The 22,720-nt window shown below is 65.0% G+C and carries 18 protein-coding genes; 11 read left to right on the top strand and 7 right to left on the bottom strand.

Annotated features, from left to right (window positions below; genetic code table 11):
* Nucleotides 1–89: 89 nt before the first annotated feature.
* Nucleotides 90–1,037 carry a TauD/TfdA dioxygenase family protein gene (locus KK488_RS15060; protein ID WP_214624529.1) on the bottom strand — a complete coding sequence of 316 codons (948 nt, stop codon included), beginning with the start codon at nucleotides 1,035–1,037 and terminating at the stop codon, nucleotides 90–92.
* 452 nt (nucleotides 1,038–1,489) lie between these two features.
* Here KK488_RS15060 and KK488_RS15055 point away from each other — a divergent pair, with 452 nt between their 5' ends.
* Together KK488_RS15055 and KK488_RS15050 are read left to right on the top strand one after the other, a co-directional pair.
* The gene (locus KK488_RS15055; RefSeq protein ID WP_214624528.1) at nucleotides 1,490–2,281 is read left to right on the top strand and encodes an IclR family transcriptional regulator; all 792 of its coding nucleotides are present in this window, start codon (nucleotides 1,490–1,492) and stop codon (nucleotides 2,279–2,281) included.
* Between the two features lie 138 nt (nucleotides 2,282–2,419).
* Nucleotides 2,420–2,929, top strand: a complete 510-nt coding sequence (locus tag KK488_RS15050) for a DUF3237 domain-containing protein (RefSeq protein ID WP_214624527.1) — start codon at nucleotides 2,420–2,422, stop codon at nucleotides 2,927–2,929.
* A gap of 16 nt (nucleotides 2,930–2,945) precedes the next feature.
* Here KK488_RS15050 and KK488_RS15045 read toward each other — a convergent pair whose 3' ends face one another.
* A complete protein-coding gene (locus KK488_RS15045; protein WP_214624526.1) occupies nucleotides 2,946–3,818 on the bottom strand; it encodes an SDR family oxidoreductase in 873 nt (290 codons plus the stop codon).
* Nucleotides 3,819–4,042: 224 nt separating this feature from the next.
* Between KK488_RS15045 and KK488_RS15040 the strand changes: the two genes are divergently transcribed.
* From KK488_RS15040 to KK488_RS15025, 4 genes are all read left to right on the top strand, one after another.
* Nucleotides 4,043–6,496, top strand: a complete 2,454-nt coding sequence (locus KK488_RS15040) for a TonB-dependent receptor (RefSeq protein ID WP_214624525.1) — start codon at nucleotides 4,043–4,045, stop codon at nucleotides 6,494–6,496.
* Nucleotides 6,497–6,567: 71 nt separating this feature from the next.
* Nucleotides 6,568–7,476: a VOC family protein gene (locus KK488_RS15035; RefSeq protein WP_214624524.1), complete on the top strand. Its 909-nt coding sequence runs from the start codon at nucleotides 6,568–6,570 to the stop codon at nucleotides 7,474–7,476.
* Nucleotides 7,473–8,588, top strand: a complete 1,116-nt coding sequence (locus tag KK488_RS15030) for an FAD-dependent oxidoreductase (RefSeq protein WP_214624523.1) — start codon at nucleotides 7,473–7,475, stop codon at nucleotides 8,586–8,588. Before KK488_RS15035 ends, KK488_RS15030 begins: the two co-directional genes overlap by 4 nt.
* A gap of 18 nt (nucleotides 8,589–8,606) precedes the next feature.
* Entirely contained in the window at nucleotides 8,607–9,542 is a 936-nt protein-coding gene (locus KK488_RS15025) for a fumarylacetoacetate hydrolase family protein (protein WP_214624522.1), read from the top strand.
* Nucleotides 9,543–9,557: 15 nt separating this feature from the next.
* Here the strand turns inward: KK488_RS15025 and KK488_RS15020 are convergent, their stop codons facing one another.
* Nucleotides 9,558–10,187 (bottom strand): TetR/AcrR family transcriptional regulator, encoded by a 630-nt coding sequence (locus KK488_RS15020; protein ID WP_214624521.1) that lies wholly within the window; start codon nucleotides 10,185–10,187, stop codon nucleotides 9,558–9,560.
* A 115-nt stretch (nucleotides 10,188–10,302) separates the two neighbouring features.
* Here KK488_RS15020 and KK488_RS15015 point away from each other — a divergent pair, with 115 nt between their 5' ends.
* The 4 genes from KK488_RS15015 to KK488_RS15000 are packed head-to-tail and all read left to right on the top strand — an operon-like array spanning nucleotide 10,303 to nucleotide 14,934.
* Nucleotides 10,303–11,292 (top strand): MBL fold metallo-hydrolase, encoded by a 990-nt coding sequence (locus tag KK488_RS15015; RefSeq protein ID WP_214624520.1) that lies wholly within the window; start codon nucleotides 10,303–10,305, stop codon nucleotides 11,290–11,292.
* Nucleotides 11,282–12,565, top strand: a complete 1,284-nt coding sequence (locus tag KK488_RS15010) for a fumarylacetoacetate hydrolase family protein (RefSeq protein WP_214624519.1) — start codon at nucleotides 11,282–11,284, stop codon at nucleotides 12,563–12,565. Before KK488_RS15015 ends, KK488_RS15010 begins: the two co-directional genes overlap by 11 nt.
* On the top strand, nucleotides 12,562–13,611 hold the full coding sequence (locus KK488_RS15005; RefSeq protein WP_214624518.1) for an amidohydrolase family protein: 1,050 nt from the start codon (nucleotides 12,562–12,564) through the stop codon (nucleotides 13,609–13,611). The genes KK488_RS15010 and KK488_RS15005 overlap by 4 nt, the downstream gene beginning before the upstream one ends.
* A gap of 36 nt (nucleotides 13,612–13,647) precedes the next feature.
* Nucleotides 13,648–14,934 (top strand): spinster family MFS transporter, encoded by a 1,287-nt coding sequence (locus tag KK488_RS15000; RefSeq protein WP_214624517.1) that lies wholly within the window; start codon nucleotides 13,648–13,650, stop codon nucleotides 14,932–14,934.
* 235 nt (nucleotides 14,935–15,169) lie between these two features.
* Here the strand turns inward: KK488_RS15000 and KK488_RS14995 are convergent, their stop codons facing one another.
* The 4 genes from KK488_RS14995 to KK488_RS14980 form a co-directional block, all read right to left on the bottom strand.
* Complete coding sequence (locus KK488_RS14995; RefSeq protein ID WP_214624516.1) at nucleotides 15,170–16,531, bottom strand: MFS transporter; 1,362 nt, start codon at nucleotides 16,529–16,531, stop codon at nucleotides 15,170–15,172.
* Between the two features lie 30 nt (nucleotides 16,532–16,561).
* Complete coding sequence (locus KK488_RS14990; protein WP_214624515.1) at nucleotides 16,562–17,491, bottom strand: SMP-30/gluconolactonase/LRE family protein; 930 nt, start codon at nucleotides 17,489–17,491, stop codon at nucleotides 16,562–16,564.
* A 16-nt stretch (nucleotides 17,492–17,507) separates the two neighbouring features.
* Nucleotides 17,508–18,659: a hypothetical protein gene (locus KK488_RS14985; RefSeq protein WP_214624514.1), complete on the bottom strand. Its 1,152-nt coding sequence runs from the start codon at nucleotides 18,657–18,659 to the stop codon at nucleotides 17,508–17,510.
* Between the two features lie 231 nt (nucleotides 18,660–18,890).
* Nucleotides 18,891–21,305: a TonB-dependent receptor gene (locus tag KK488_RS14980; protein ID WP_214624513.1), complete on the bottom strand. Its 2,415-nt coding sequence runs from the start codon at nucleotides 21,303–21,305 to the stop codon at nucleotides 18,891–18,893.
* A 300-nt stretch (nucleotides 21,306–21,605) separates the two neighbouring features.
* Here KK488_RS14980 and KK488_RS14975 point away from each other — a divergent pair, with 300 nt between their 5' ends.
* Nucleotides 21,606–22,493 (top strand): LysR family transcriptional regulator, encoded by an 888-nt coding sequence (locus KK488_RS14975; RefSeq protein WP_214624512.1) that lies wholly within the window; start codon nucleotides 21,606–21,608, stop codon nucleotides 22,491–22,493.
* The last annotated feature ends 227 nt before the right edge of the window (nucleotides 22,494–22,720 follow it).

The following is a 22,720-nucleotide window of genomic DNA, read 5'->3' as shown; positions in this document are numbered from 1 at the left end:
CCGGCCGGTCCCGTTCGGATGCGGCGCCTCTCCAGGCGCGCGCATCCCAATTCTCAGGCGCTCGCGCCCCGCCGCGATCGCCTGCGGATTCATGCCTTCAGATCGAGCGGCCCCAGCGGCCGCTCGCCCATCACCGTGGTGCGGATGAGGTGCCGGCGCTCATGCTTGAAATCATGCACGCCGCGATGAAGCGTGAAGCGATTATCCCAGATGATGAGCGTGTCCTTCTTCCACTTCACGCGGCAGTGATAATGAAGATGCTGGGCGAGCGACTGCAGATAGTTGAGCAGCGCGCGGCTCTCCGCCTCGCTCCAACCCACGAAATGCTTGAAATAGGCCGTGGTCGCGAACAGCGCCTTGCGTCCCGTCTCGGGATGCACGCGCACCGCGGGATGGATGTTGGTCAGCTCGTCCTCGCGGAAGTCGTGGCTCTCGCGCAGGCGCAGTCGCTTCTCGGGCGGCAGCTTCTCGTTCTTCGCCCAGATGTCGGCGCCGGAATAGACCACCTGCAGCCCGTCGAGCAGTTCCTTCATGCCGTCGGAGAGATGCTCATAGACGAGATAGGCGTTGGAAAAGGCCGTGTCGCCGCCCCAGAGCGGCACCTCCAACGCGCGCATGACGATGCACTTGGGCGGCTGGAGGAGGAAGGGGCTGTCCGTGTGGAAATGTTCGAAGGACGGAACGACGTTCTCGGGCTCATAGGCCTCACGGCGCACCTCCTGCATGTCCCGGTGCTCGCCATAGGTCGGCGCCTGGGGGAGCTCGGTGATCTCGCCGAAGTGACGCGAGAAGGCCTTGTGCTGCTCGGGCGTCAGATCCTGATCGCGGAAGACGATCACGGTGAAGTGCTCGAAGGCTTTCATGATCTCCGCAATGGTCTCCGGATCGAGCGGCTCGCGCAGGTCGACGCCGGAAATCTCGCAACCGCACGCGCCGCTGATGGGCTCGACGCCGATGCGGTTGAACGAGGGCATCGGCAGGCCCGCGACGATGGGCGCGGGGAGAACGGTTGCTTCGCTGAATGAGGCAGAGGCCATGGGGAGAAACTCCGATGAGGCGCCGTCAACCGGGCCGGTGGTTGCGGGAGCGGAACGATTGCAAGAGATTTGCTGCGGCCGGGGTGGCGGGGCGCCCGGCGGGTGATGGGCGCGCGCGGGCCGAAAGCGCGCCGGGTCTTCCGGCGCCCAAGCGATTGGGCGGTGACAGGACACGGGCCAACGGCGGCGAAGCCGCGTCATCAGCCGAGAACGGGGTGGGAAACCCGATCATTTATGTACCTCTCCATTCAAGCGGTCTGGCCGCGAATAAGACGGCGATGATTAGGCTCTCATGGCGTGGCGGTCAACAACAATTCCGATATAGAGAATAGTCATTCCATTATACGGAATCGTTCTTTACGAACGCTAGGGCACGCGATAGTTGAGAGACGTCCCGCCTCGTGTATGAAAGCGGGCGCGCGGAGGTCTCCCCGCAATTTTCGAGGAACGGCGTGAAAGAGGATCGTGATCGCGGCTCGGGCATGCGGACCGTCGCGCTGCTCAAACTCATCGCAGAAGGGAAGAGCAGCTTCACGCTGAGCGATCTTGCCGACCGGGCCGGGTTGCCCCGCAGCAGCGTTCACCGGCTGCTGCAGCCCTTGCTTGCGGGCGGGCTCGTCGAGCGGGCGGGTGGACAGGCCTATCGCGTCGGCGCGCAATTCCTCCGGATCTCGGCGCTGGTCATGCGACAGGCGGATGTCGCCCGGCTCGCGCGCCCGATCCTTCAGCAATTATGGGCGCAGTGGGAGGAAACCTGCTCCCTGTGCGTCTACAGCCCGGCGGGGCACATCGCCATCGTCGCCGAGACGCTGCAGACGCCGCACCCGCTGCGATTCGTCATCGAGCCGCTCCAGGAATTGTCGCTCGTCTGGGGATCGCTCGGCCGTGCGATCCTCGCCTTCCTGCCCGAAACGGAGGCGGCCGCCGCTCTTGGCCGCCCTGGCATCGCGCCGCTGAGCGGCCTGCCGAACCCATCGGCGGAGGAACTGGCGGATATCCTCTCCGGCATCCGCTCGTCCGGGGTCGCCTGCTATCGCAACGAAGTCGTCGACGCAGCCGGCGTGGCGGCGCCGGTCTTTCGAGACGATGGCAGCGTGCTCGGCAGCCTCGGTATCACGGCGCCGGCGCGGCGGCTCAAGGCGGAGATGGTGGATGGGATTGCGGAGTCGGTGAAGGCGGGCGCGCAACGGCTGTCCGCCTTGCTTGGCTATACCGCGGGGAGTGACGGGGGGCTTCGGGGATAGGGCGGGGGCGAAGCGGGCGCGGGAGTGGGCGAAGAGCCGCCGTCGGATAACGCTCGTCGCCCGGCTGGCCTTGGGCCGCCTTTCGGATACGTGCGGCACAACGCCGTCGATCGGATACAAACTTGGGAGAGTGAGCGGATGCGTATCGCGGTTTTCACAGTCATGGCGGCCCTGTCGGCCGCGCAGGCCACGGCTCAGTCATCGGGTCCTCCGGCGCCGCGTCTCGAATTCGCCTTCGAGGAGGTCGTCCTGCTTGGCGAGGCGGTGGCGCCGGGCGAGACGCCCTTTGGCCGGCGCAACATCATCCCCATCATCGGCGGCTCATTCGAAGGACCGGGCATCAAGGGGGCGATCGTCCCGGGCGGCTGGGACTGGCAACTGGTCCGTGCCGACGGCTGCGTCGACGTCAAGGCCGACTATATGCTCAGGACGGACGACGGCGTGACCATCAACGTCGTCAACACCGGTGCGCTGTGCATGCCGAAGCCAGGTGAGGCGCCCGTCGCGGCGCGCACCTCGCCCCGCTTCGAGGCGCCGCTCGGCAAATATGCCTGGCTGAACAGGACCGCCTTCATCGGAACGCTGGAGCGCGCGACGGGACCGAAGGGCGAGCCGGCGGTCAGGATCAGGTTCTACAAGGCGGTCTGACGGGGCTCCCCGACCACTATCGCAGAACGCTCGCCATGACGTCGCTCATCGACGTGGTGGGGCGACCGATCAGCTTCTCCAGCGTCCGGCTCTCGTCGAACAGGCCGCCCTCGCGCGCGCCCATGTCCGATTTCGCGATCATCGCGGCGACGAACGCCGGCGTACCGATCGCGACCAGCGCCGCCTCGAACTCCGGCTTGGGCAATTGCACGCACTTGACCGGACGGCCGCTCTGGCGCTCCGCTTCGGCGGCGAGGTCGGCGAAGGTGAAGCTGCTGCTGCCGGCCAGTTCATAGACCTTGCCCGCCTGATCGTCGGGAGCGGTGAGCACCGCCACCGCCGCTTCCGCGAAATCCTCGCGCGAGGCCGCCGAGATCAGGCCGTCGCCCGCGCAGGTGGGAAGCGTCCCGCTGTCCACCGCCGCCTCGATCCGGAACAGGTAATTCTCGCAATACCAGCCGTGCCGCAGCAGCACATGGGGGACGCCGACCTCCTTCAGGACGGTTTCCGTCGCCTTGTGCTCCGCGGCGATCGGCAGCGCGGTTTCGGACGCGCGCAAAACGCTCGTATAGGCGATGAGGCGGACGCCAGCCTCCCTGGCCGCCTCGATGACGGCGCGATGCTGCCGCTCCCGTTCGCCGACCGCATTGCCGGAAATGAGCAACAGCTTGTCGATGCCCGCGAGGGCAGGCGCAAGCGTCTCGGGCGCGTCATAATCGAAGCGCCGAAGCTCGGCGCCGAGCGCGGCGAGCGGCGCTCCCTTGTCGAGATCGCGAACCAGCGCCACGACGGGAACGTCCGGATGATGCTCGCGGAGCTTGCGGACAATGATTTCCCCGAGCCTCCCGGTCGCTCCGGAAATGCCGATCACCTCTTGCTCACCCGTCATGCTCATCTCTCCCTTGCCTCTCCTTCGCGGCGGCCGGGAGAGAACAGCCGGATCGGGCGCGGCGGTCAATCCTTTCCGGCGAACTTTCCGCTTCGTCCCGATGGTCGAGGCGTCTCACCCCGGCAATATTCCTGTATGTAGGAAAAACATTGCGGTGCCAGTTCAATTCCTTATTCTGTGAAATAGGAATTGATTCGAACACAGAATCAAAACGGGAGAGAATGATGAAGGGGATGCTGCTGTCCTCCGCGGCTGCGGGGATGTTCTTGTGCGCGGCGCCGGCGCTGGCGCAATCCGATGTCGCGGCGCCTCGAGCGGCCGGTGATGACCAGGGCCTTGAGGAAATCATCGTGACCGCCCAGCGCGTGCAGGAGAGCAGCCAGCGCGCGCCGCTGGCGCTGGACGTCATCAACCCGGCCGAGCTGATCCGGCAGAATGTCGTGCGCGCCGAGGATCTCTCGCGGACCTCGCCTGCGCTGGCGTCCAGCGGCGGCGGCGGGCCGACCACGGTCTTCTTCGTGCGCGGCGTCGGCAACGCGACCGTCAACGCCTATTCGGACCCCGCCATCGCGTTCAACTATGACGGCGTCTATATCGGCCGGCCCTCGTCCACGTCGGGCATGTTCTACGATCTCCAGCGCGTCGAGGTGCTCAAAGGGCCGCAGGGCACGCTCTATGGTCGCAATGCGACCGGCGGCGCCATCAACGTGATCCCGAACCGCCCCAGGCTCGGCGAGCGCGCGGGCCAGGTGACGCTCGGCTATGGCAATTATGATTGGCTGACGGGCCAGGCCGCGCTCAATCTGCCGGTCGGCGACGCCGCGGCCGTCCGCGTCGCGGGCATGATGTCGAACCGCGACGGCTTCCTCAGCGACGGCAGCGGCAAGCAGCGCGAATATGCGCTTCGCGGCCAGCTCCTTGTCGAGGCGACGCAGGCGCTGACGCTGCGCCTCGGCGTCGACTACGCGCATCAGGGCGGCAGCGGCGCCACGGGCTTCTATCTGGGGGCGGTCGACCCCATCTTCGGCGCGACCGGCTTTGCCGGCTACAGCTTCACGTCCACCGGTTTCGACCGCACTCAGGGCCTGCGCGATCCGCGTTCGAACGCCCTGCAGAGCAGCCGCTTCGTCGGGCAAGTCGGCCGCACCGGCGCCGTCGTCGACGGCGTTCCCCATAACGACAACAATTATTGGGGTGTCACCGCCGAGCTCGATTATGTGACGGACGCCGGCACGCTCACCGTTCAGCCCGCCTATCGCGAGGGGAAGCTGGACTATGCCTTCAACGGGGTCTTCCGCACCGGCGCTGTGAAGGAGACGGACAAGCAGACCAGCGTCGAGGCGCGCTGGGCCGGCAATGTCGGCCCGGCGATCGATTATCTCGTCGGCGGCATGTATTTCGACGAGGATATTGACGTCCCCTTCGCCGTCTACAATCAGTCGACCCTGACGCCATATCAGAACTTCAAGACCGCGACAGAGAGCTGGGCCGGCTTCGGCAAGCTGACCGTCCGCCCGGTCGAGAAGCTCAGCCTCACCGCAGCCGGGCGCTACACATCGGACAAGAAGCGGTTCGATGGCCTCTCACAGGTCTATATCCTGTTCTGCGGCAACCCCGCGCCGCCGCAAGATTTCTGCCCGACGCTCCCGTTCACCCCGCTCGCCAGCAGCGCTGCGGAACTGGAGAGCTTCTACACTTCGCGCGGCATTCCGGTGACCCCGGTGCCGCTCTACGTGCTGCCGCCGGTTGCGGGCGGTTCGCAGACCGCGCCCTTCGTGCTGCGCTCGCCGATCGCGATCAACGCGGGCCTCAAGAACGAGAAGTTCACCTATCGCCTCGCCGCGCAATATGACGTGACGCCGCGCAACATGGTCTATGCGAGCTTCGAGACCGGCTATCATGCCGGTGGCTTCTCGTTCGCGCGCGGCGTGGAGAGCTATGCACCCGAGATGATCAACGCCTACACGATCGGCAGCAAGAACCGCTTCCTGGGCAACAGGCTGCAGGTCAACGTCGAGGGCTTCGTCTGGAAGTACAAGAACCAGCAGTACAGCCAGTTCGGCTATGATCTCGGCAACCCGCCCTCGACCGTCTTCCTGACCCGCAACATCGGCGACAGCACCATCCGGGGCATCGACCTTGACGTCGAATTCAAGGCCACGCGTAACACCTTGCTGTCGGCGAACGTGCAATATCTCGACACCAAATATGACAGCTTCGTCTATTTCGCGCCGAACCAGGGCTTGCCGCCCAACACGACCTGCGCCTTCGCACCGACCACGCAGACGACGCCGGCCGGCGCGGTGCTCAACCTGTTCCGCGTCGACTGCTCGGGCAAACGGGCGTTCAACTCGCCCGAATGGTCGTTCAACCTCGACGCGCAGCAGACCATCCCGCTCGGCACGTACAAGCTGATGCTGCAGGCCGGCACGCGCTACCGCGGCGAGAGCGATTCCTCGGCGGACTATCTCCCCTATCTCCGCTCCGAAGCGACCTTCGTCAGCAATGCCTCGGTCACCCTGTCGAGCGCCGACGATCGCTGGTTCGCCAGCCTCTATGTCTTCAATATCGAGAACAATCAGCGGCTGGTCGGCGGCACGACCAATTCGGCGGGGCTCATCTCGGCGTCGGCTGAGCAGCCGCGTACCTGGGGTGTGCGCATCGGCGGCAAATTCTAGCGCAGCATCCGCTTTCCAAACCATCCAAACCCCATTATTCCCGGTATCGGGAATTTAGAGTCGGAGGAATTATGTCGGTGTCGGTCAACGATCTTCATTATGTCGCGCTGGCCGTGCCAGATCTGGCGGCCGAGCGGGCGTTCTTCGGCGAGACCTGGGGTCTCACGGAAGTGGGTGAGCAGGATGGCAAGGTCTATTTCGCGGCGGAGGGATCGCCGTATCCCTTCGTTATCCGCCTGCGCCAGGACGACGAGCGCAAGACCGACCTGATCGGCTTTTCGGCCGGCTCGCGCGCCGAGGTCGATGCGCTGTTCGCGCAGGTGCAGGCAGCGCAGTGCAAGATCATCTCGAAACCCGGTGAGGCGGAAGGTCCGGCAGGAGGCTACGCCTTTCGCTTCTTCGATCCGGATGGCCGCGCGATCGAAGTGATCTGCGACACCACACGGCGCACGCCCCGCGTGCTCGCCAAGGGCGAGGCGATCCCGACCGGCCTCAGCCATATCGTGCTGCACACGCCCGATCCGGCCAAGCTCGTCGCCTTCTACGAGACGGTGCTGGGCTTCCGGCTGACCGACTGGATCGGCAGTTTCATGGCCTTCCTGCGCTGCAACCCGGCCCATCACCGGCTCGCCATCCTGCCCGGACCGCCGGCGCTTAACCATGTCGCCTTCGATGTCGCCTCGGTCGATGAGATGATGCGGGGCCTCGCGCGCCTGCACGAGAAGGGCGTGACGCTGTCCTGGGGGCCGGGCCGCCACACGGCGGGCAACAACACCTTCACTTATTATCTGACGCCCAACGGCAACGCCGTCGAATATACCTCGGATCTGGAGGAGGTGGACGAGGCGAGCTGGCAACCCACCGTCTATGAATTCAGCCCCGGCATTACCGATCAATGGGGGACCGGCCGCATCATTCCGGGCAATGTGCCCCATGCCGAGATGACGCCCGACAAGGGTCTGTGGCAGGTGCCCGCATGATCCGCAGCGCGCTTGTCGTCGGCGGCGGCGTCGGCGGCATGACAGCGGCGATCTCGCTCAAGCGCATCGGCGTCGATGTGGTGCTGATCGACGCGGATCCGCAATGGCGGGTCTATGGCGCCGGCATCAGCGTCACCGGCATCTCCCTGCGCGCCTTCGATGCGCTGGGCATCCTCGATCAGGTCCGCGCGCGCGGGCATGTCGGCGCCGGAATGCGCGGCAAGACTGCCGCCGGGCAGACGGTGATGGAGCCGCCCGTCCCGGAAAACCCCACGCCGATCCAGCAGAGCGGCGGCATCTTGCGCCCCGTGCTGCACGATATCCTCTCCGCGACGGTGCGGGCGGAGGGCATCGACGTGCGTCTCGGCCTCAAGGTGGAGACGCTCGCGCAGGACGCGCAGGGTGTCGACGTGACCTTCGACGACGGCAGCGCCGGCCGTTACGATCTCGTGGTCGGCGCGGACGGCATCTATTCCCAGATCCGCGGGCTGATCTTCCCCGATGCGCCAAGGCCGAGATTCACGGGGCAGGGCTGCTGGCGCGTCGTCGCGCCGCGCCCGCCCGAGGTCGACCGGGCGGAGATGTATTTCGGCGGCCCGGTCAAGCTCGGCATCAATCCCGTCTCGGCTGACCAGATGTACATGTTCATCCTGGAGCATGTGCCGGACAATCCGTTCTTCGCCGAGGCGGAGATGGTCGATCACGTCCGCGCCCTCATGGCCCCGTTCGGCGGCGCCGTGCCGGGGGTGCGGGAGAGCATCACCGATCCCGCGCAGATCAACTATCGGCCGCTCGAATGGCTGCTGCTGCCCAAGCCCTGGTATGTTGGCCGCGTGGTGCTGATCGGCGATGCGGCGCATGCCACCACGCCGCACATGGCGAGCGGCGCCGGCATCGCGGCCGAGGACGGACTCGTCCTCGCCGAGGAAGTGAAGCGCCACGATGCGATCACCGATGCATTGCATGCCTTCATGGAGCGTCGGTTCGAGCGGGCGCGCCTGGTTGTGGAGAACAGCGTGATGATCGGTGACATGGAGATTGCGGGCGATCTCTCCAACAAAGGGCCCGCGATGCTGGGCGCCACCATGGGGCAGCTCCAGGCGCCTTACTGATACGGGAGAGAATGGAAGATGACATTCGGTCTGGCGAAGCTGCGGAATGGCGGCGCGGTGCTGGTGGCGGGCGACAGGATGGTCCCCGTCGCGGGGTCTGGCGACCTGCTCGCCCTGCTCGACGATTGGGAGGCGACGCTGCCTCGGCTGGAGGCGATTGCCGCCGCCGGGGAAGGAGCCGTCCCGCTCGACGGGGGCGCGCTGGCCGCGCCGTATGTGCCGCGCCAGATTTTCTGCACCGGCGCAAATTACCGCAAGCATGTGATCGGGCTCATCATGGGCGATCCCTCCATGCGCACCGCCGCGGACGAGGGTGAGACGGACGAGGAGCGTCTGGCCCGCGTCGAGAAGATGATGGACGAGCGCGCCAATGCGGCGCTGCCTTACTGCTTCATCAAGCTGCCGTCCTGCGTGGTCGGGCCGAATGACCAGGTCGTGCTACCGCGCAACGTGCAGAAGCCCGACTGGGAGCTGGAGCTCGGCGTGGTGATCGGCAAGCGCGCCCGCCATGTGACGCCCGAGCAGGCGATGGACCATGTTGCGGGCTTCGTCGTGGTGAACGACGTCACCGCCCGCGAGCATATCTTCCGCCGGGACAACAGCGCCATCGGGGCGGACTGGCTATCGGGCAAATGCTTCCCGACCTTCCTGCCGTTCGGCCCGATGATCGTGCCCCGCCAGTTCGTGGCGGATCCTTATGACCTGACCATCCGCCTCGCGGTCAACGGCAAGGTCTATCAGGACGAGTCCACGCGCGACATGATGATCAGCATCGAGCGCCAGCTGGCCTATCTGTCCGATCGGGTGGAGCTCACGCCCGGCGACGTCATCTGCACCGGTTCGCCTTACGGCAACGGATCGGCGTTCGGCGTGTTCCTCCAGCCGGGCGATAGGATGGAAGGCTCGATCACCGGCCTCGGCACGCAGCGCAATCCCTGCGTCGCGGAAGGCTGAATTGTGCCGGTCGCGCTACCGCTTGCGCAGGCCGTTGAGCAGCAGGTCGACGACGAAATCCTCGAACTGGACGGCGAGGGCATCCATGTCGGTGTCTTCCGGCACGAGGTTGCGCACCACCGGCTGCGCGGAGACGAAGAAGTCGAACAGGCCGACAAGCGCCAGGTGAAGGAACAGCGGATTGACCGATCGCAGGTCCTGGCCGCCGTCCTGCGCCATCATCTGCGCAAGGCGCTCGACCGCGCCCATGTTCATCTCGCCCTGCAGCTTGCGCACTTCGGCCGACTTGGCGTCCGCAAGCTCGTCGACCATCAGGCGGTGGACATGCTTGGTCGAGCGGGTGAAGTGCGCGGTGTGGCGGATGGTGCGCTCCAGCCGCGCCACGGCATCGGCGAGCGTCGCCTCCTCCGTCGGCGCGTCGGCGATCAGCTGCTTGACCACTTCGAGCAACAGCTTTTCCCGGTCGCCGAAATAATAGCGGATCAGCGCCGGATCGACCCCGGCCTCGCGCGCGATCAGCGAGGTCGTCACGCGCGCCGGGGGCAGTTCCTGCAGCAGCTCGGTGGCCTTGCTCAGCACCGCGTCCTTGCCCACCGCGTCCGCCGGCCGGCCCTGGCCGCGTTTTCTCGTCGAAATTCTCGTCATGCGTCCCGCTATTCCGCTTTTTTCCCCGCTCGGCAAGCGGACTGAGGAAATTCCCGAAAATAGGAATTGCACAGGCGGCGCGGATCGATAAGGTCGAGGTCATAGGGAGAGGCAAATGGCGAACTGGCCGTTCACGCAGGGCATTCATGATATTGGCAACGGCCTCTATGGCTATGTCCAGCCCGACGGCACCTGGGGCTGGTCCAATGCGGGGCTGATCGCGAGCGGCGGCGAGACGCTGCTGGTCGATACGCTGATGAGCGTGCCGCTCACCCGCGAGATGCTGGACCGGTTCAAGGCCAGGGTGCCGGAGGCGGCGAAGATCGACCGCCTGGTCAACACGCATGCCAATCCCGACCATTTCTTCGGCAACGGCCTGGTGGCGGATGCGGAAATCATCAGCACCGTCGAGGCGAAGAAGGAGATGGCCGGGTTCAACCCGAAGGCACTGGCCGCGCTGCGCGACAATTACCGGAACATGGGCGACGCGGGCGCGTTCCTCTACGAGACGATGGGCCGCAAGTTCGACTTTTCCGGCGTCGACGAAGTCACGCTGCCGAACCGTACGTTCGAGAGGCATCTGACGCTCACCGTCGGCGACAAGCAAATCGAGCTGACCGATCTCGGTCCGGCGCATACCGAGTCCGACACGATCGTCTGGGTGCCGGAGGACCGGGTGGTGTTCACCGGCGATCTGCTCTTCAACGAGGGGCATCCGATCATGTGGGCCGGGCCGATCGAGAACTGGATCGCCGCGTGCCAGCACATCATCGATCTCGATCCGCAGGTGGTCGTGCCCGGCCACGGGCCCATCACCGAGAGGACAGCCGTCGCCGCCATGAAGGGCTATTTCGACTATGTCCGGGACGAGGCGCGGGCGCGCTTCGATGCCGGCATGGGGTTCGATGAGGCCGCGCGCGACATCAACATGCAGGAATATCGGACCTGGAGCGATCCCGAGCGGATCGTCGCCAATGTCTTCTCCCTTTACCGCCAGTGGGGTGCGCAGTTCACGCCCGAGCAGCAGCGCGACCTGTTCGGCGCCATGGGCCGCTACCACAAGGAACTGGCCGCACATCAAGAGGCTTGCGACCATGAGCATTGAAATCAACGCCACCCACGATCCGGCGCGCCGCAGCTGGGTCGAGAGCGCCAACGCGCCGGACACCGATTTTCCGATCCAGAACCTGCCCTTCGGCCTGTTCCGCACCGGCGATCATGTCCGCGGCGGCGTCGCGATCGGGGACCGCATCGTCGATCTGGCGGCCTTGCTGGAGACCGGCCTGCTGGGTGGGGCAGCGGCCGAGGCTGCGCAGGCGGCAGCGGGAGTGGATCTGGGGCCGCTGCTCGCCTGCGCGCCGACTGCCGTCAGCGCCCTGCGCGCCGAGCTGTCCGAGCTGCTGCGCGAGGGCGGGCGCGGAGATCGCGCGGTGCTCGAGCCGTTGCTCGTGCCGATGGCCTCGGCGGAGCTGCTGCTGCCGCTCAAGCCGACCGCCTTCACCGATTTCTGCACCTCTATCGACCATATCAGGCGCATGGCCCAGGGCGCCGCGCCGCTCGCCGCGATGGCGCTGCCGGTCGCTTATAATGGCCGCGCCAGCTCGGTGATGGTCAGCGGCACGCCCGTGGTGCGCCCGAGCGGCCAGTTCGCGGCGCCGCCGGGCAGCAGCGACATCCGGTTCGGGCCGGAGCCGATGCTGGACTTCGAGCTCGAATTCGGCGTGTGGCTGCGCGCGGGCAATGCGCTTGGCCAGCCGATCGGCATGGCCGGCGCGGAGCGCGCGCTGTTCGGCTGCTGCCTCGTCAACGACTGGTCGGCGCGCGGCATCCAGTTCTTCGAGTCCATCCTCGGCCCCCATCTGGGCAAGAGCTTCGCCACCACGATCAGTCCGTGGATCGTGACGATGGAGGCGCTGGCGCCGTTCCGCGTCGCCGCTCGCGGACGCGACGAGGGCGAGCCGGACGTGCCCGGCTACCTGCTCGATCCCGTGGATCGCAGCCATGGCGGCATCGACATCGAGCTCACCGCCGATCTTGCCGGTCAGCGGATCGTTCGCACCAACCTGAGCGAGCTGTTCTGGACGCTGGCGCAGATGGTCGCGCATCAGGCCTCCAACGGGGCGCCGCTGGAGCGCGGCGATCTCGTCGCGACTGGCACCGTCTCCGGCGCGGCGGATGAGGCAAAGGCCTGCCTCGCCGAGATCACCTTCCGCGGCGGCGCCACCATTACCCTGCCGGATGGGTCGACCCGCACGTGGCTGGAGGATGGCGACACGCTCACCTTGCGCGGCCGCGCGCAGGCCGATGGCTATGTCCCCATCGGCTTCGGCGCGTGCGCCGGGACCATCGCGCCCGCGCGCGCAGGGGCGGCGGCATGACGATCACCACCTGTGGCGATCGCAAGCCCATCCCGGTCGAGGCGCGCGGCAAGCATCTCGTCGTCGACATCCATTGCCATCTCGGCATCCCCGCCGCCGACGCGGTCGTGCAGGTGAAGCATCCGGGGCCACCGCCCGGCATCAACGATTTCACCAGCGCGAAGTCGACCGAGGTCAACCGCGCCCAGTTCGCCACGATGGGACGCACGCTCAACACACTCGACCAGCGCCTTGAGGATATGGACCGGCTCGGCATCGACGTGCAGGCACTCTCGCCGAGCCCGGGCCAATATTTCTACTTTGCCGATGCCGAGGTGGGGCGCGACGCCGCGCGCATCGTCAACGACGGGATGGCTGCGGCGGTGGCGCAGCATCCGGACCGGTTCGTCGGCATGGGCACCGTGCCGCTCCAGAATGTCGGGATGGCCGTCGCCGAGATGACCCGCTGCGTGCGCGAGCTGGACCTGCGCGGCATCGAGATCAGCTCGAACGTCAACGGCAAGGATTTCCACGCCGAGGAGTTTCGCCCCTTCTTCGCGGCGGCCGAGGAACTCGGCATCCTGCTCTTCATCCATCCGCTCGGCTTCACCCATGCGCAGCGGATGAGCGACTATTATTTCAACAATCTCATCGGCAATCCGCTCGAATCCACGCTCGCCGTCGGGCATCTGATCTTCGGCGGCGTGCTGGATCGCTATCCGGGCCTGAAGATCTGCGTCGCCCATGGCGGCGGCTATATCCCTGGCTATTGGGGCCGCATGGATCATGGCTGGCGCGCCCGCGCCGATTGCTCCGAGCACTGCGCGCATCCGCCGTCCAGCTATTTGCGCAAGCTCTGGCTGGACACATTGGTGTTCGACCGGGAGGAGCTCGACAGCCTCGTGCGGACCCATGGCGCGGACCGGCTCTGCCTCGGCACCGATTATCCGTTCGACATGTCGGAGCCCGATCCCGTCGGCTTCCACGCGCGGCTGGAAGAGGCCGCCAGGGCGAAGATCCTGGGCCTCAACGCGGCCGACCTCCTGGGGATCGCCGTGCGAGCCTGACAAGATAATCGAGATAACGGGGCAGGGGAGAGGAAGATGGCGAGCATTGCGGAGAGGCAGGAGGCGGTCGGCCCATCTGCGCGGGGCGCGGGCTACACGCTGTTCCTGCTGTTCATGGCGAACTTCCTGAACGTCGCCGATCGTGCCCTGCTCGGCATCGTCGTCGATCCCGTGAAGGCGGACCTCGGCCTCACCGACACGCAGATGAGCATCGTCTCGGGCACCGCCTTCGTGCTGTTCAACCTGCTCGTCGGCATCTTCATCGCCCGCTGGGTGGATCATGGCAATCGCAAGCGCATTCTGATCCTGGGCATTGCCCTCTGGTCCGGCGCGACCGCGCTCACCGGTCTTGCGGAGGGCTTCTGGTCGCTCGGTCTCACCCGCATCCTGGTTGGCGTCGGTGAGGCGACGGCCTTCCCGGTCGCCATCTCGATGATCTCGGATCTGTTCGCCGCGCCGCGCCGCCCGCGGTCGATCTCGATCTTTCAGGCGAGCACCTTCGTCGGGCTCGTCGTCGGCTCCATCCTTGCGGGGGTGCTGGCCGCCGCGCATGGCTGGCGGGCCATGTTCCTGATCTGCGGCCTGTCCGGCTTCGCGCTGGTGGCGCTGATGATGGCGAGCATGCGCGAGCCCGATCGGGTCCACGAGCCGGCGGACGACGCGGCACAGGAGGGCAATCTCCTGCGCGCCATCGGCCATCTTGTCCGGCTGCCGGGTTTTGTCGCGCTCTCCCTCGGCATGGCATTTGCGGGCATGGCGGTCGCCGTGCTGCCCACCTGGGCGCCGGCTTTCCTGCTGCGCAGTCATGGCGTGCCGCTCGCTGCCGTGGGGGCGCTCATCGGCCCGGCGGTGGGCCTGGGCGGCATTTCGGGAACGATCGCCTCGGGCATGCTCGCCAGCCACTTGGTGCGCAAGCGCGGCGCGGATGTTCACGGCCTGCTCGTGCCGATGATCGCCATCCCGCTCGCCGCCCCCTTCTTCCTCATCTTCATCTTCGCGCCCTCGCTCATGCTCGCCATGTCCTCCGCCGCCGTCATGAACTTCCTGCTGTCGAGCGCGGTTGGCCCCTGCATTGCCGTCGCCATCGGCATCGCGCCGAGCCGGATGCGGGCGGTATCCTCCACGCTCATGCTGCTGGCCTCGGGTATTATCGGCGGAGCGGTCGCGCCGCTGATCGTCGGCTGGGTGAGCGATGCGCTTGCGCCGCAGTTGCAGAGCGACTCCCTGCGTTACGCGCTCGCCACCATGGCGCCCACGCCGCTTGTCGCCGGTGCGTTGATCTGGCTCGCCCTCGTGCGCATCCGGACGCGCGCTGTGTCATGAGGCCGCGCGGCGCCCTCTTTCGAGGGGTCAAGAGGGGCGGCATGTCCGTGTCAGAGAGGATCGCCAGGAGAGGAGGATCGGGAGCGTCAGCCGGCTCGATTTGCTCTCCGCGGGGTGGCGTTTCTGTTTCGAGCTGCTGACTGGGCAGGAGGTCAGCGGGCGGCACCGCGGTTTGGATAGCCTTGCAAGCGCGGTGCGCTGGTCGCAGCACCAACGCCGGACGGGTGGGGCGCACCTATCGTTCAGCGTCGATACGCTCCCGGTAGATCGCTCCGTAGGGCTTGAGCGACTTCCAGATCATGTACACCGCCAGGGGGCCAAACAGGATCTTCAGGGCGACCAGCACATAGCGCAGGTCGCCTTCCGACCGTGCGACGAAGTCGCTCAAGAGCCCGACGAGCGTCGGCCCGAGTGTGCCGCCTATGGCCGTGATACTGGCCGCATACATGACGTTCACCTGGGCGCGCATTTCGTTGGGCGTCGTGATTTGCAGGGCCGCGCTGAACCCCGGGGCGCCCATCACGCTGATGACGCCGGCGAGCCCCCCGCACGCCAGCGCCAGCCATGGACTGGGCATGAGCGGCATGATGATCAGCAGCGGCTGGGAGATCAGGTGCGCGAGGAAGCCCACGCGCAGATTGGCGTCATTCCTGCGCTTGCCGAGCCACTCCGCCAGTCGCGCCCCGGCCAGCAGGCCGGTGATCGAGGTCACCAGCGAAATGGCTCCGAGCAACGGGCCGACCTTCTCCGGACCCCACCCATAGGTCCGCTCATAAAAGGCCGGCATCCATGCGCTGAAGCCGCTGGTCATGACCGCGAGCAACAGCATGCCGGAGAGGAGCGGCCAGTGCAGCGATCGCAGCGTGACCACGAAATGGAACACTTCGCGCAGCGTATAGCCGCCCGGCTTGGTGCCACCCTTGCGATGTGGCTCCGGCACGGTGAGCGCCATCAGCAGCGCGGCCATGAGGCCCGGTATGCCGACGATCATGAAGACGAGCTGCCAGTTGTGAATGACGCCGATCACCGGCACACGCGTCGGGGGAATGTCGGCGAGCAGGCCATAGAGCACGCCGCCGATCAGCAAGGAGAGGGCTGCGCCGCCCGCAACGCCGGCTGACTGGATCGCGAAGGCGCGGGGCATTTTCTCGCGCGGGACGCAATCGGCGATCATGGACAGCGAGCCGGACGTGTTCACCGATTCCGCGCCGCCCGTCACGAAGCGGCAGACGAACAGGGTCCAGTAGTTTTGCGCCACGCCGCAGATGGCGGTCGCGAAACTCCATACGGCGAGGCAGCCGGCGATCAGGCTGCGCCGGTTGCCCCGATCGATGAAGCGGGCCATCGGAAAGCCCACCACGACATAGGGGAGGGTGAAGGCCAGCCCGAGCAGCAGGCTGACCTCCGTGTCCGAGAGGTGGAAATCGCGCTTCATCGGCTGGACGAACAGCGCCATGACGCCTCGGTCCACGAAGGACAGCATCGAGACGACGCCCAGCAGAATGACCGTGTACCATCCGCGCGGGCTCGCCCGGTCCGATGGCACGGCTGGCGCGGGCGATGCGTCGCCCGATGTCCGCTCGGCGTTCGCGTTCACGCTCTTCCCTTCCGGCTCGGATGCTCGACCTTAGCTGATGCTTCCACGCGGCACCGGGACACCCGGGATGCCCAGCCGGATTCGGTTGATCGTATAGGCCCCCGCGAAATAGAGCGTGCGCAGGTCGTCATCGCCCCAGTTCATGTTCACAGGGATGTTCGCGTTGATGATCGTCCCGATGTGAACCTCCGCCGGATTCACCACCCATATCCCCCCGGGGCCAGTGCAGTAGACATTGCCCTCGATGTCGCACTTCATGCCGTCGGGAATGCCGCGGCGATCGTCGCCCCGCATGTCGCAGAACAGGCGCTCGCTGCCGAGGTCCACCATGCCGTTGGTCTCGACGGTGTAGGCCTTGATCAGTTTGCGATTGATATGGCTGTCATTGACGTAGAGCGTCTTCTCGTCCGGCGAAAAACACAGTCCATTGGGGTTGGCGAAATCATGAACGATGCGGTTTATCCGCTGACCATCCGGCGACACGCGATAGACACCGGCACAGTCCTGTTCCGGATAATGATCGGGCGGCGTCAGTGGGATGCGCGGCGGGGGGTCGGTGAAATAGACGGCGCCGTCCGACTTCACGACCACGTCATTGGGCCGGTTGAGCTTTAGACCGCGATACTTGTCGGCAATGACCGTCACCTCGCCGGTCTCGAGGTCCTCGGCATCGACGCAGCGGGTGAAATGATGGCACGAGATAAGGCGGCCCCGCGGATCGCGGGTCATACCGTTGGCTTTGCCCGTGCCCTGCTTGTCGACGGTGACGCCCTGGCCCGGCGTCCAGCGCATCCGTCGGTCGCCATGGATGTCGCTGAACAGCAGATAGCCCTTTTCGGCGATCCAGACCGGTCCCTCCGTCGGGCCGGTCGGGCCGCCATAACCTTCGCCCAACTGCTCGGCTTCCAGATCCTCTGACGCGATCCGCCTCATGCTCTCGTGCAAGATTTCGACTGGCATTGTCCGTTCCCCCCGTTCAGCCCCACAACGCCTTGGTCGCGAGCGCAGCGCCATCGGCCAGTGCCTTGAGCTTTGCCCATTGCACCTCCTCGTGGACGCGCTGCATGGTCCACCCCTGCGAGAAGCCGCAATCGGTCCCTGCTACGACACGCTCGCGGCCGACGACGCTGGCATAATTCTGGATCCGCCAGGAGACGAGCTCGGGATGTTCCACGACATTGGTCTGGTGACTGACCATGCCCGGCACCAACACCTTGTCGTCGGGGAGTTTCACGTCCTTCCAGACCATCCACTCATGCTCGTGACGAGGATTGGCGCCTTCCAGCACGTAATATTTCGCGTTGATCTTGAGGATCATCTCCACGAACTCGGTGAGCGGCACGTCGGTCGTGTGGGGCGTGTTCATGCTGCCCCAGCACAGATGGTAACGAACCCGATCGGTCGGAATGTCCCGCAGGGCGTGGTTATAGGCCTCGACATGCATTTCGGAAGCGCGGCGCAGATCCTCGATGCTCGGGTTCGTCTTGCCGTGAAGCACCTGGTTGCGTGAGGGCAGGCCGAGGTCGAGCTGGACCAGATAGCCCGCATCGACGATCGCCTTATATTCCACCGCCATCGCATCCGCGAGGGCATAGAGATATTGCTCCTCCGAGGAATAGACCTCATCGGAAAAGCTGTCAGATCGGGAAGGCGTCGCAGCAGGGACGAATGCGTCGGCAAAGTCATGCGGCGCGAGCGCGGCGGCAAAATTGTCGAGATCGCGTTTCAGTTCGTCTTGCCCTTCATAGGTGATCGGCCGGGTGACAGTGGTGAGCGGGACCGCCACTTTCAGGGCCTGTGCGATCTTCTCGCGCGAAAGCTCCTCCGGGAGCCACATTGTTCGATACATGTCGCCATATTGCTGCATGAAACCGGGGAATTCTTCAGCCAGCTTGGGATAGTACATGCCCGTCGCGCCGATGCTGCGGCGCTGGGTAGTTTGTACCTCCAGTCCGCCCAGGCGCTTGACGACGTAATTGTGGAAGTCCGGCTTCGAGAACTCGCCGTCGCTTGGAATATCGATGCCAACCTCGGCCTGCCTGGCGACCACGTCCTTGACGCAGCGCGCGACCAGAGCATCGAACGCCTCCCGATCCAGGGGTATGCCGACGAGGTCATCGATGATCATTTCAAGGATCGCGGCCGGGCGGACCAGGCTCCCTACATGCGTCGTCAATATTCGTTCGCCTAAGCCCTTCATGGGTGATCTCCAGTTTTCCAATTGATGGTCAAATTCGGCTGCGTGGTCGGATTGGGATCGGGCGATGGCCCACTCAGCGGCTCGCTGTTCCAAAAAAAAGACCCACGGCGCGATCAGGGGCGATAGCGCTGTGGGCCGAGGAGTAGCCGCGGAATATCGCTAGAACTCGTGCCGCACGGTGAGTTTGAACTCGCGTGGCGGCGCCACGCGGGTGTAGCCGTTGATCGTGCCGATCAGCACCTGATAGTGATACCATTTGTCGGCCAGATTGGTGACCTGGAGCACGGCGCTCCAATCGCCGCCCGGGGCCTTGTAGGCAATCTGCCCGTTGAAGATGGAATATGGCGCGATCACATAAGCCGGGTCGGGCAGGCCCGTCTGCGGCGTCGGGTCATAATCCTGCTGCGACTGCCAGTTCCAGTCTAGCCGCGGCGTGAATGTGCCGAAACCAGTCTCGATGTCATACGAGATATTGGCGTGCATGTTCCATTCCGGCTGGCGGTGATTGCCTGGCGCAAGATAGCCGGGGGCATTGGCCGTCGTGACGCCGGACGTGAACTTGTTGTAGCCGCCCGCCCAGTCGATGCGCAGTCCGTCCGTCGGGATCGCCGTGATGTCCCACTCGAACCCCTTCACCTTGGCAGGTTTGCCGATGTTGATGACATAGGCGATCGGGTCGGGAGCGCCCGGGAACTGCGCGCATGTCGTAATCGAGGCCGGATCGGTCTGGTCGACATTGAACCATGTCGCGACCGGGCCGGGCTGGTTGCGGCATTCGATGCCGCGCACGCCGGTCGATAGCTTGCGATAGTCCATATAGAAGGCGGTCAGATTGGTCCGCAGGCGCCGATCGAGCAGATCGGCCTTCAAGCCCAGTTCATAGGAAATCAGGTCTTCGTCCGACGTGGGCGAGAGCTGACGGGGCGTGGTCACGATGGTGGTGAGGCCGGGTGGGCGTGAACCGGATGAGGCGCTCGCATAGGCCAGGATGTCGTCGGTGATCTTGAAGTCGGTCGAGATCAGCCAGTCGATCCGCGTCTGGGCTGAACTGATGGGCGCCAACACGGAGACGGCCTGCGGATTGTCGATCGTGATCGCGATCTTGGTGTCGGAATAGCGCGCGCCGCCCGAGACGCGCCATCTGTCGGACAGGTTATAATCCAGATGGAAAAAGGCCGATTGAGACTCATTTTTGCCTTTGACTTTCGAGAGCTGGTAGATGTTCGAGAAGCTGATCATGTTGTTCTGCTGGCCGTTGAGCCGCATGATGAAGCCGCCAGCGACCCATTCCAGCTTGTCGAACAGCTTGCCGTTGAAGCGCAGCTCACCGGTCCATTGATCGTCGAGATTGTGGAAGTGCGAGATCACCGGCGCGAGCGGCGACTGGTCGCCATGCGCGGTGAACTCGTTGGCATAATCGGTGTACCCGACGATCGCCGTCATCGCGAGATTTTCGGAGAATTGGGCGTTCAGCTTGCCCGAAAGCAAGGTGTGGTGGGCGGTCTTGCCCTGATCGTAACAAAAACCATCGGCATAAGGTGTCGGAAAGCCTCCACCGGACTTGTCGAGCGTCGGGCGGCAGTTGGTTGCATAGGTGTCGTAAATGCCCCCCGAACGCTGGGGCGTCACGAATTGCGGCCCGATGACAACGCCAAACGTCTTGAACGTGGCTCTATGATAAGCCTGCGCGCCGGCGCTGGCGCCACAACCCGGTGTGTCGAAGCATGCGGTGCGATAAAGAAGCGAGACCTCCGGCGTTTCCTCCAGATCCTCTTCGCGGTGCCGGGCCGTCACCAGCAGACTGATATCGGATGTCGGTTTCCACAACAGCTTGACCTGGCCGACCGCCGTCGTGCCGCCGCCGAGATGGCCGATGACGCAGCCACGATTGGCCGAGTCCGGCTGAAAATAGGGAATGCGGCCCTTCAGCGCGGGGGTTCCGAGCTTGTCCATCATGCACGAGAAATCGAGCCGATTGCCGAAGCCCTGCTGGCGATCGAAATGCCCCGAGGCGCGAATGGCCAGCGTGTCGGTGATCCCGAGATCGATCGCGCCTGCCGCTTCCATGTGCTTGCGCGATCCGCCGCCCAAGCTGATGTAGCCTGTGCCGTCCCCGCGGGGATCCTTGGTGTAGAGCTTGATTGATCCCGCGATCGAGGCGTTGCCCGACAGGGTGCTCTGCGGACCGCGATTGACCTCGACATGATCGATGTCGGTGAAATCGAGCTCGGAGCCGGCGGCCGTGCCATGATAGATATCGTCGGTGTAGATCGCGACCGCTGGCGGCACGGCGAGGCTCGACGTGAGCCCTTGCAGCACCCCGCGCATGCCGATGACGGGCGTGCCGGCCGATTGCGCGTCTCCGGGCATCGTCAGCAGGTTCGGCACGACGGCGCCCAGCGTGCCGATGTTGGTCACGTTGGCCGCTTCCAGCTGCGTGCTGGTCTGCGCGGTGATCGCGATGGGCGTATCCTGTATATTCTCCGAGACATATCGCGCGGTGACGACGATGTCCTCGATGCCGCCATTCGTGCTTGCGCTCTCTGCATCGGCGGCCTTTTGATCCTGGGCCATCGCCGGCTGGGCCAACACAGCCAGACCGGCCAGACAGCTTCCCGCCAGCAACCATCCAGCCGTTCTCGCGCTGAGGCGGCATCCTACGCTCTTGCGATTCATAGCTAATCCCCTTCCATCGGCATGCCCGTCTAGGAGACCACGAAAGGGGACTCGCGAGCATTGCTCCGTGCGGACTTCCGCACCGGCTCGATGGTTCACATGATAAATTTATTCAAGCAACGGTGCTGGAGCCTATTCCTGTCATAGGCGAAAGCCTATAATGTCCCCGAAATACTGAAAAAATGGGATGGAGAGGCAATGGCTGACGAAGTCACTTTCGTACAATTACGGACGTTTGCAATCGCCGCCAGGGCCGGCAGTTTCGCGCAAGCCGCCGAGCAGCTCGTCATCTCCCAGCCATCGGTCAGCGAACAGATCATGATGCTGGAGCAACGCCTGGGATATCGCCTCTTCCGCCGCCGCAGGGGGACCACGCCCGTCCTGACGACCGAGGGCGTGGCCGCGCTCGAAGAGATCGACACGATCCTCAAATCCCGGAACAACCTGTCCGACATCGGGCGAAAGCCCGCTGCCAAAATCCTGTTGCGGATCAGCGTTGGCCGATACATTCGCGAGAATTATCTCAGGCAGGTTTTTTCCCGACTGTTCCGGGAGTATCCGGACGTGGAAATCGACCTGCAGCCGCTGTTCCCGCCGGCTGAAATAACGCGCCTTCTGGAAGATGGGGAGCTTGAGATGGCGATCTATGGCGAGTCGGTCGCGGACGAGCTTCAGCCCTATTCCAGGATTATCTGCGAGACATCAACCGTCGCCATCGCACCGCCTGGCACGCAGGCGCGCGTCGCTGCCGGCGAGTGCTCGCTCGACGACTTCCAGTTCATATGCCCCGGCCGCCGCGATCTCGCGGCTCGCAACGCCAAGCAATGTCTGCGCGAATTGGGGCTGACGCCGCGCCTTCCGACCATGTTCGTCGATTTCGTCGACGCGCTTGCTCAGCTGGTCGAGGATGGCAAGGGCATCGGCGTTGCGATTGGCTATGCCGTGGCGGACAGGATTGCGGCCGGCCGTGTCGAAGCGTTGGATATACCACTGCTGCCGCATCGCCGTCTTATCGCACGCGGTCCCCATGCGCCAAAGGTGGCGCGCGCGATCGAGGATATATTGTGCGAGGAATTGGCGGTCTGACGCTGCTGGGCTTCGGTGTTCGCGAAATCTGCTCGGCCAGTGAAATCAGGTGGCGAGTTTCGAGTTTCGCGGGAAGAAGCCGGGATGTGACTTGCATGATCTAGGCCGGATCGACATTCAGGATTTCCAAAAGGTCTGATCGCTGATTCATAGGGCTCCGTGTTGGAACGCGGAGCGGACGATGGGTAACAAGCGTTACGAGTTGAACGATGCGCAGTGGGCGAAGA

Origin of the sequence: Sphingobium nicotianae (assembly GCF_018603885.1) — a bacterium.
Classification (GTDB): Bacteria; Pseudomonadota; Alphaproteobacteria; order Sphingomonadales; family Sphingomonadaceae; genus Sphingobium; species Sphingobium nicotianae.
The sequence above is the reverse complement of the archived record's forward strand: the minus strand, read 5'-3'. Positions and strand labels throughout refer to the sequence as shown.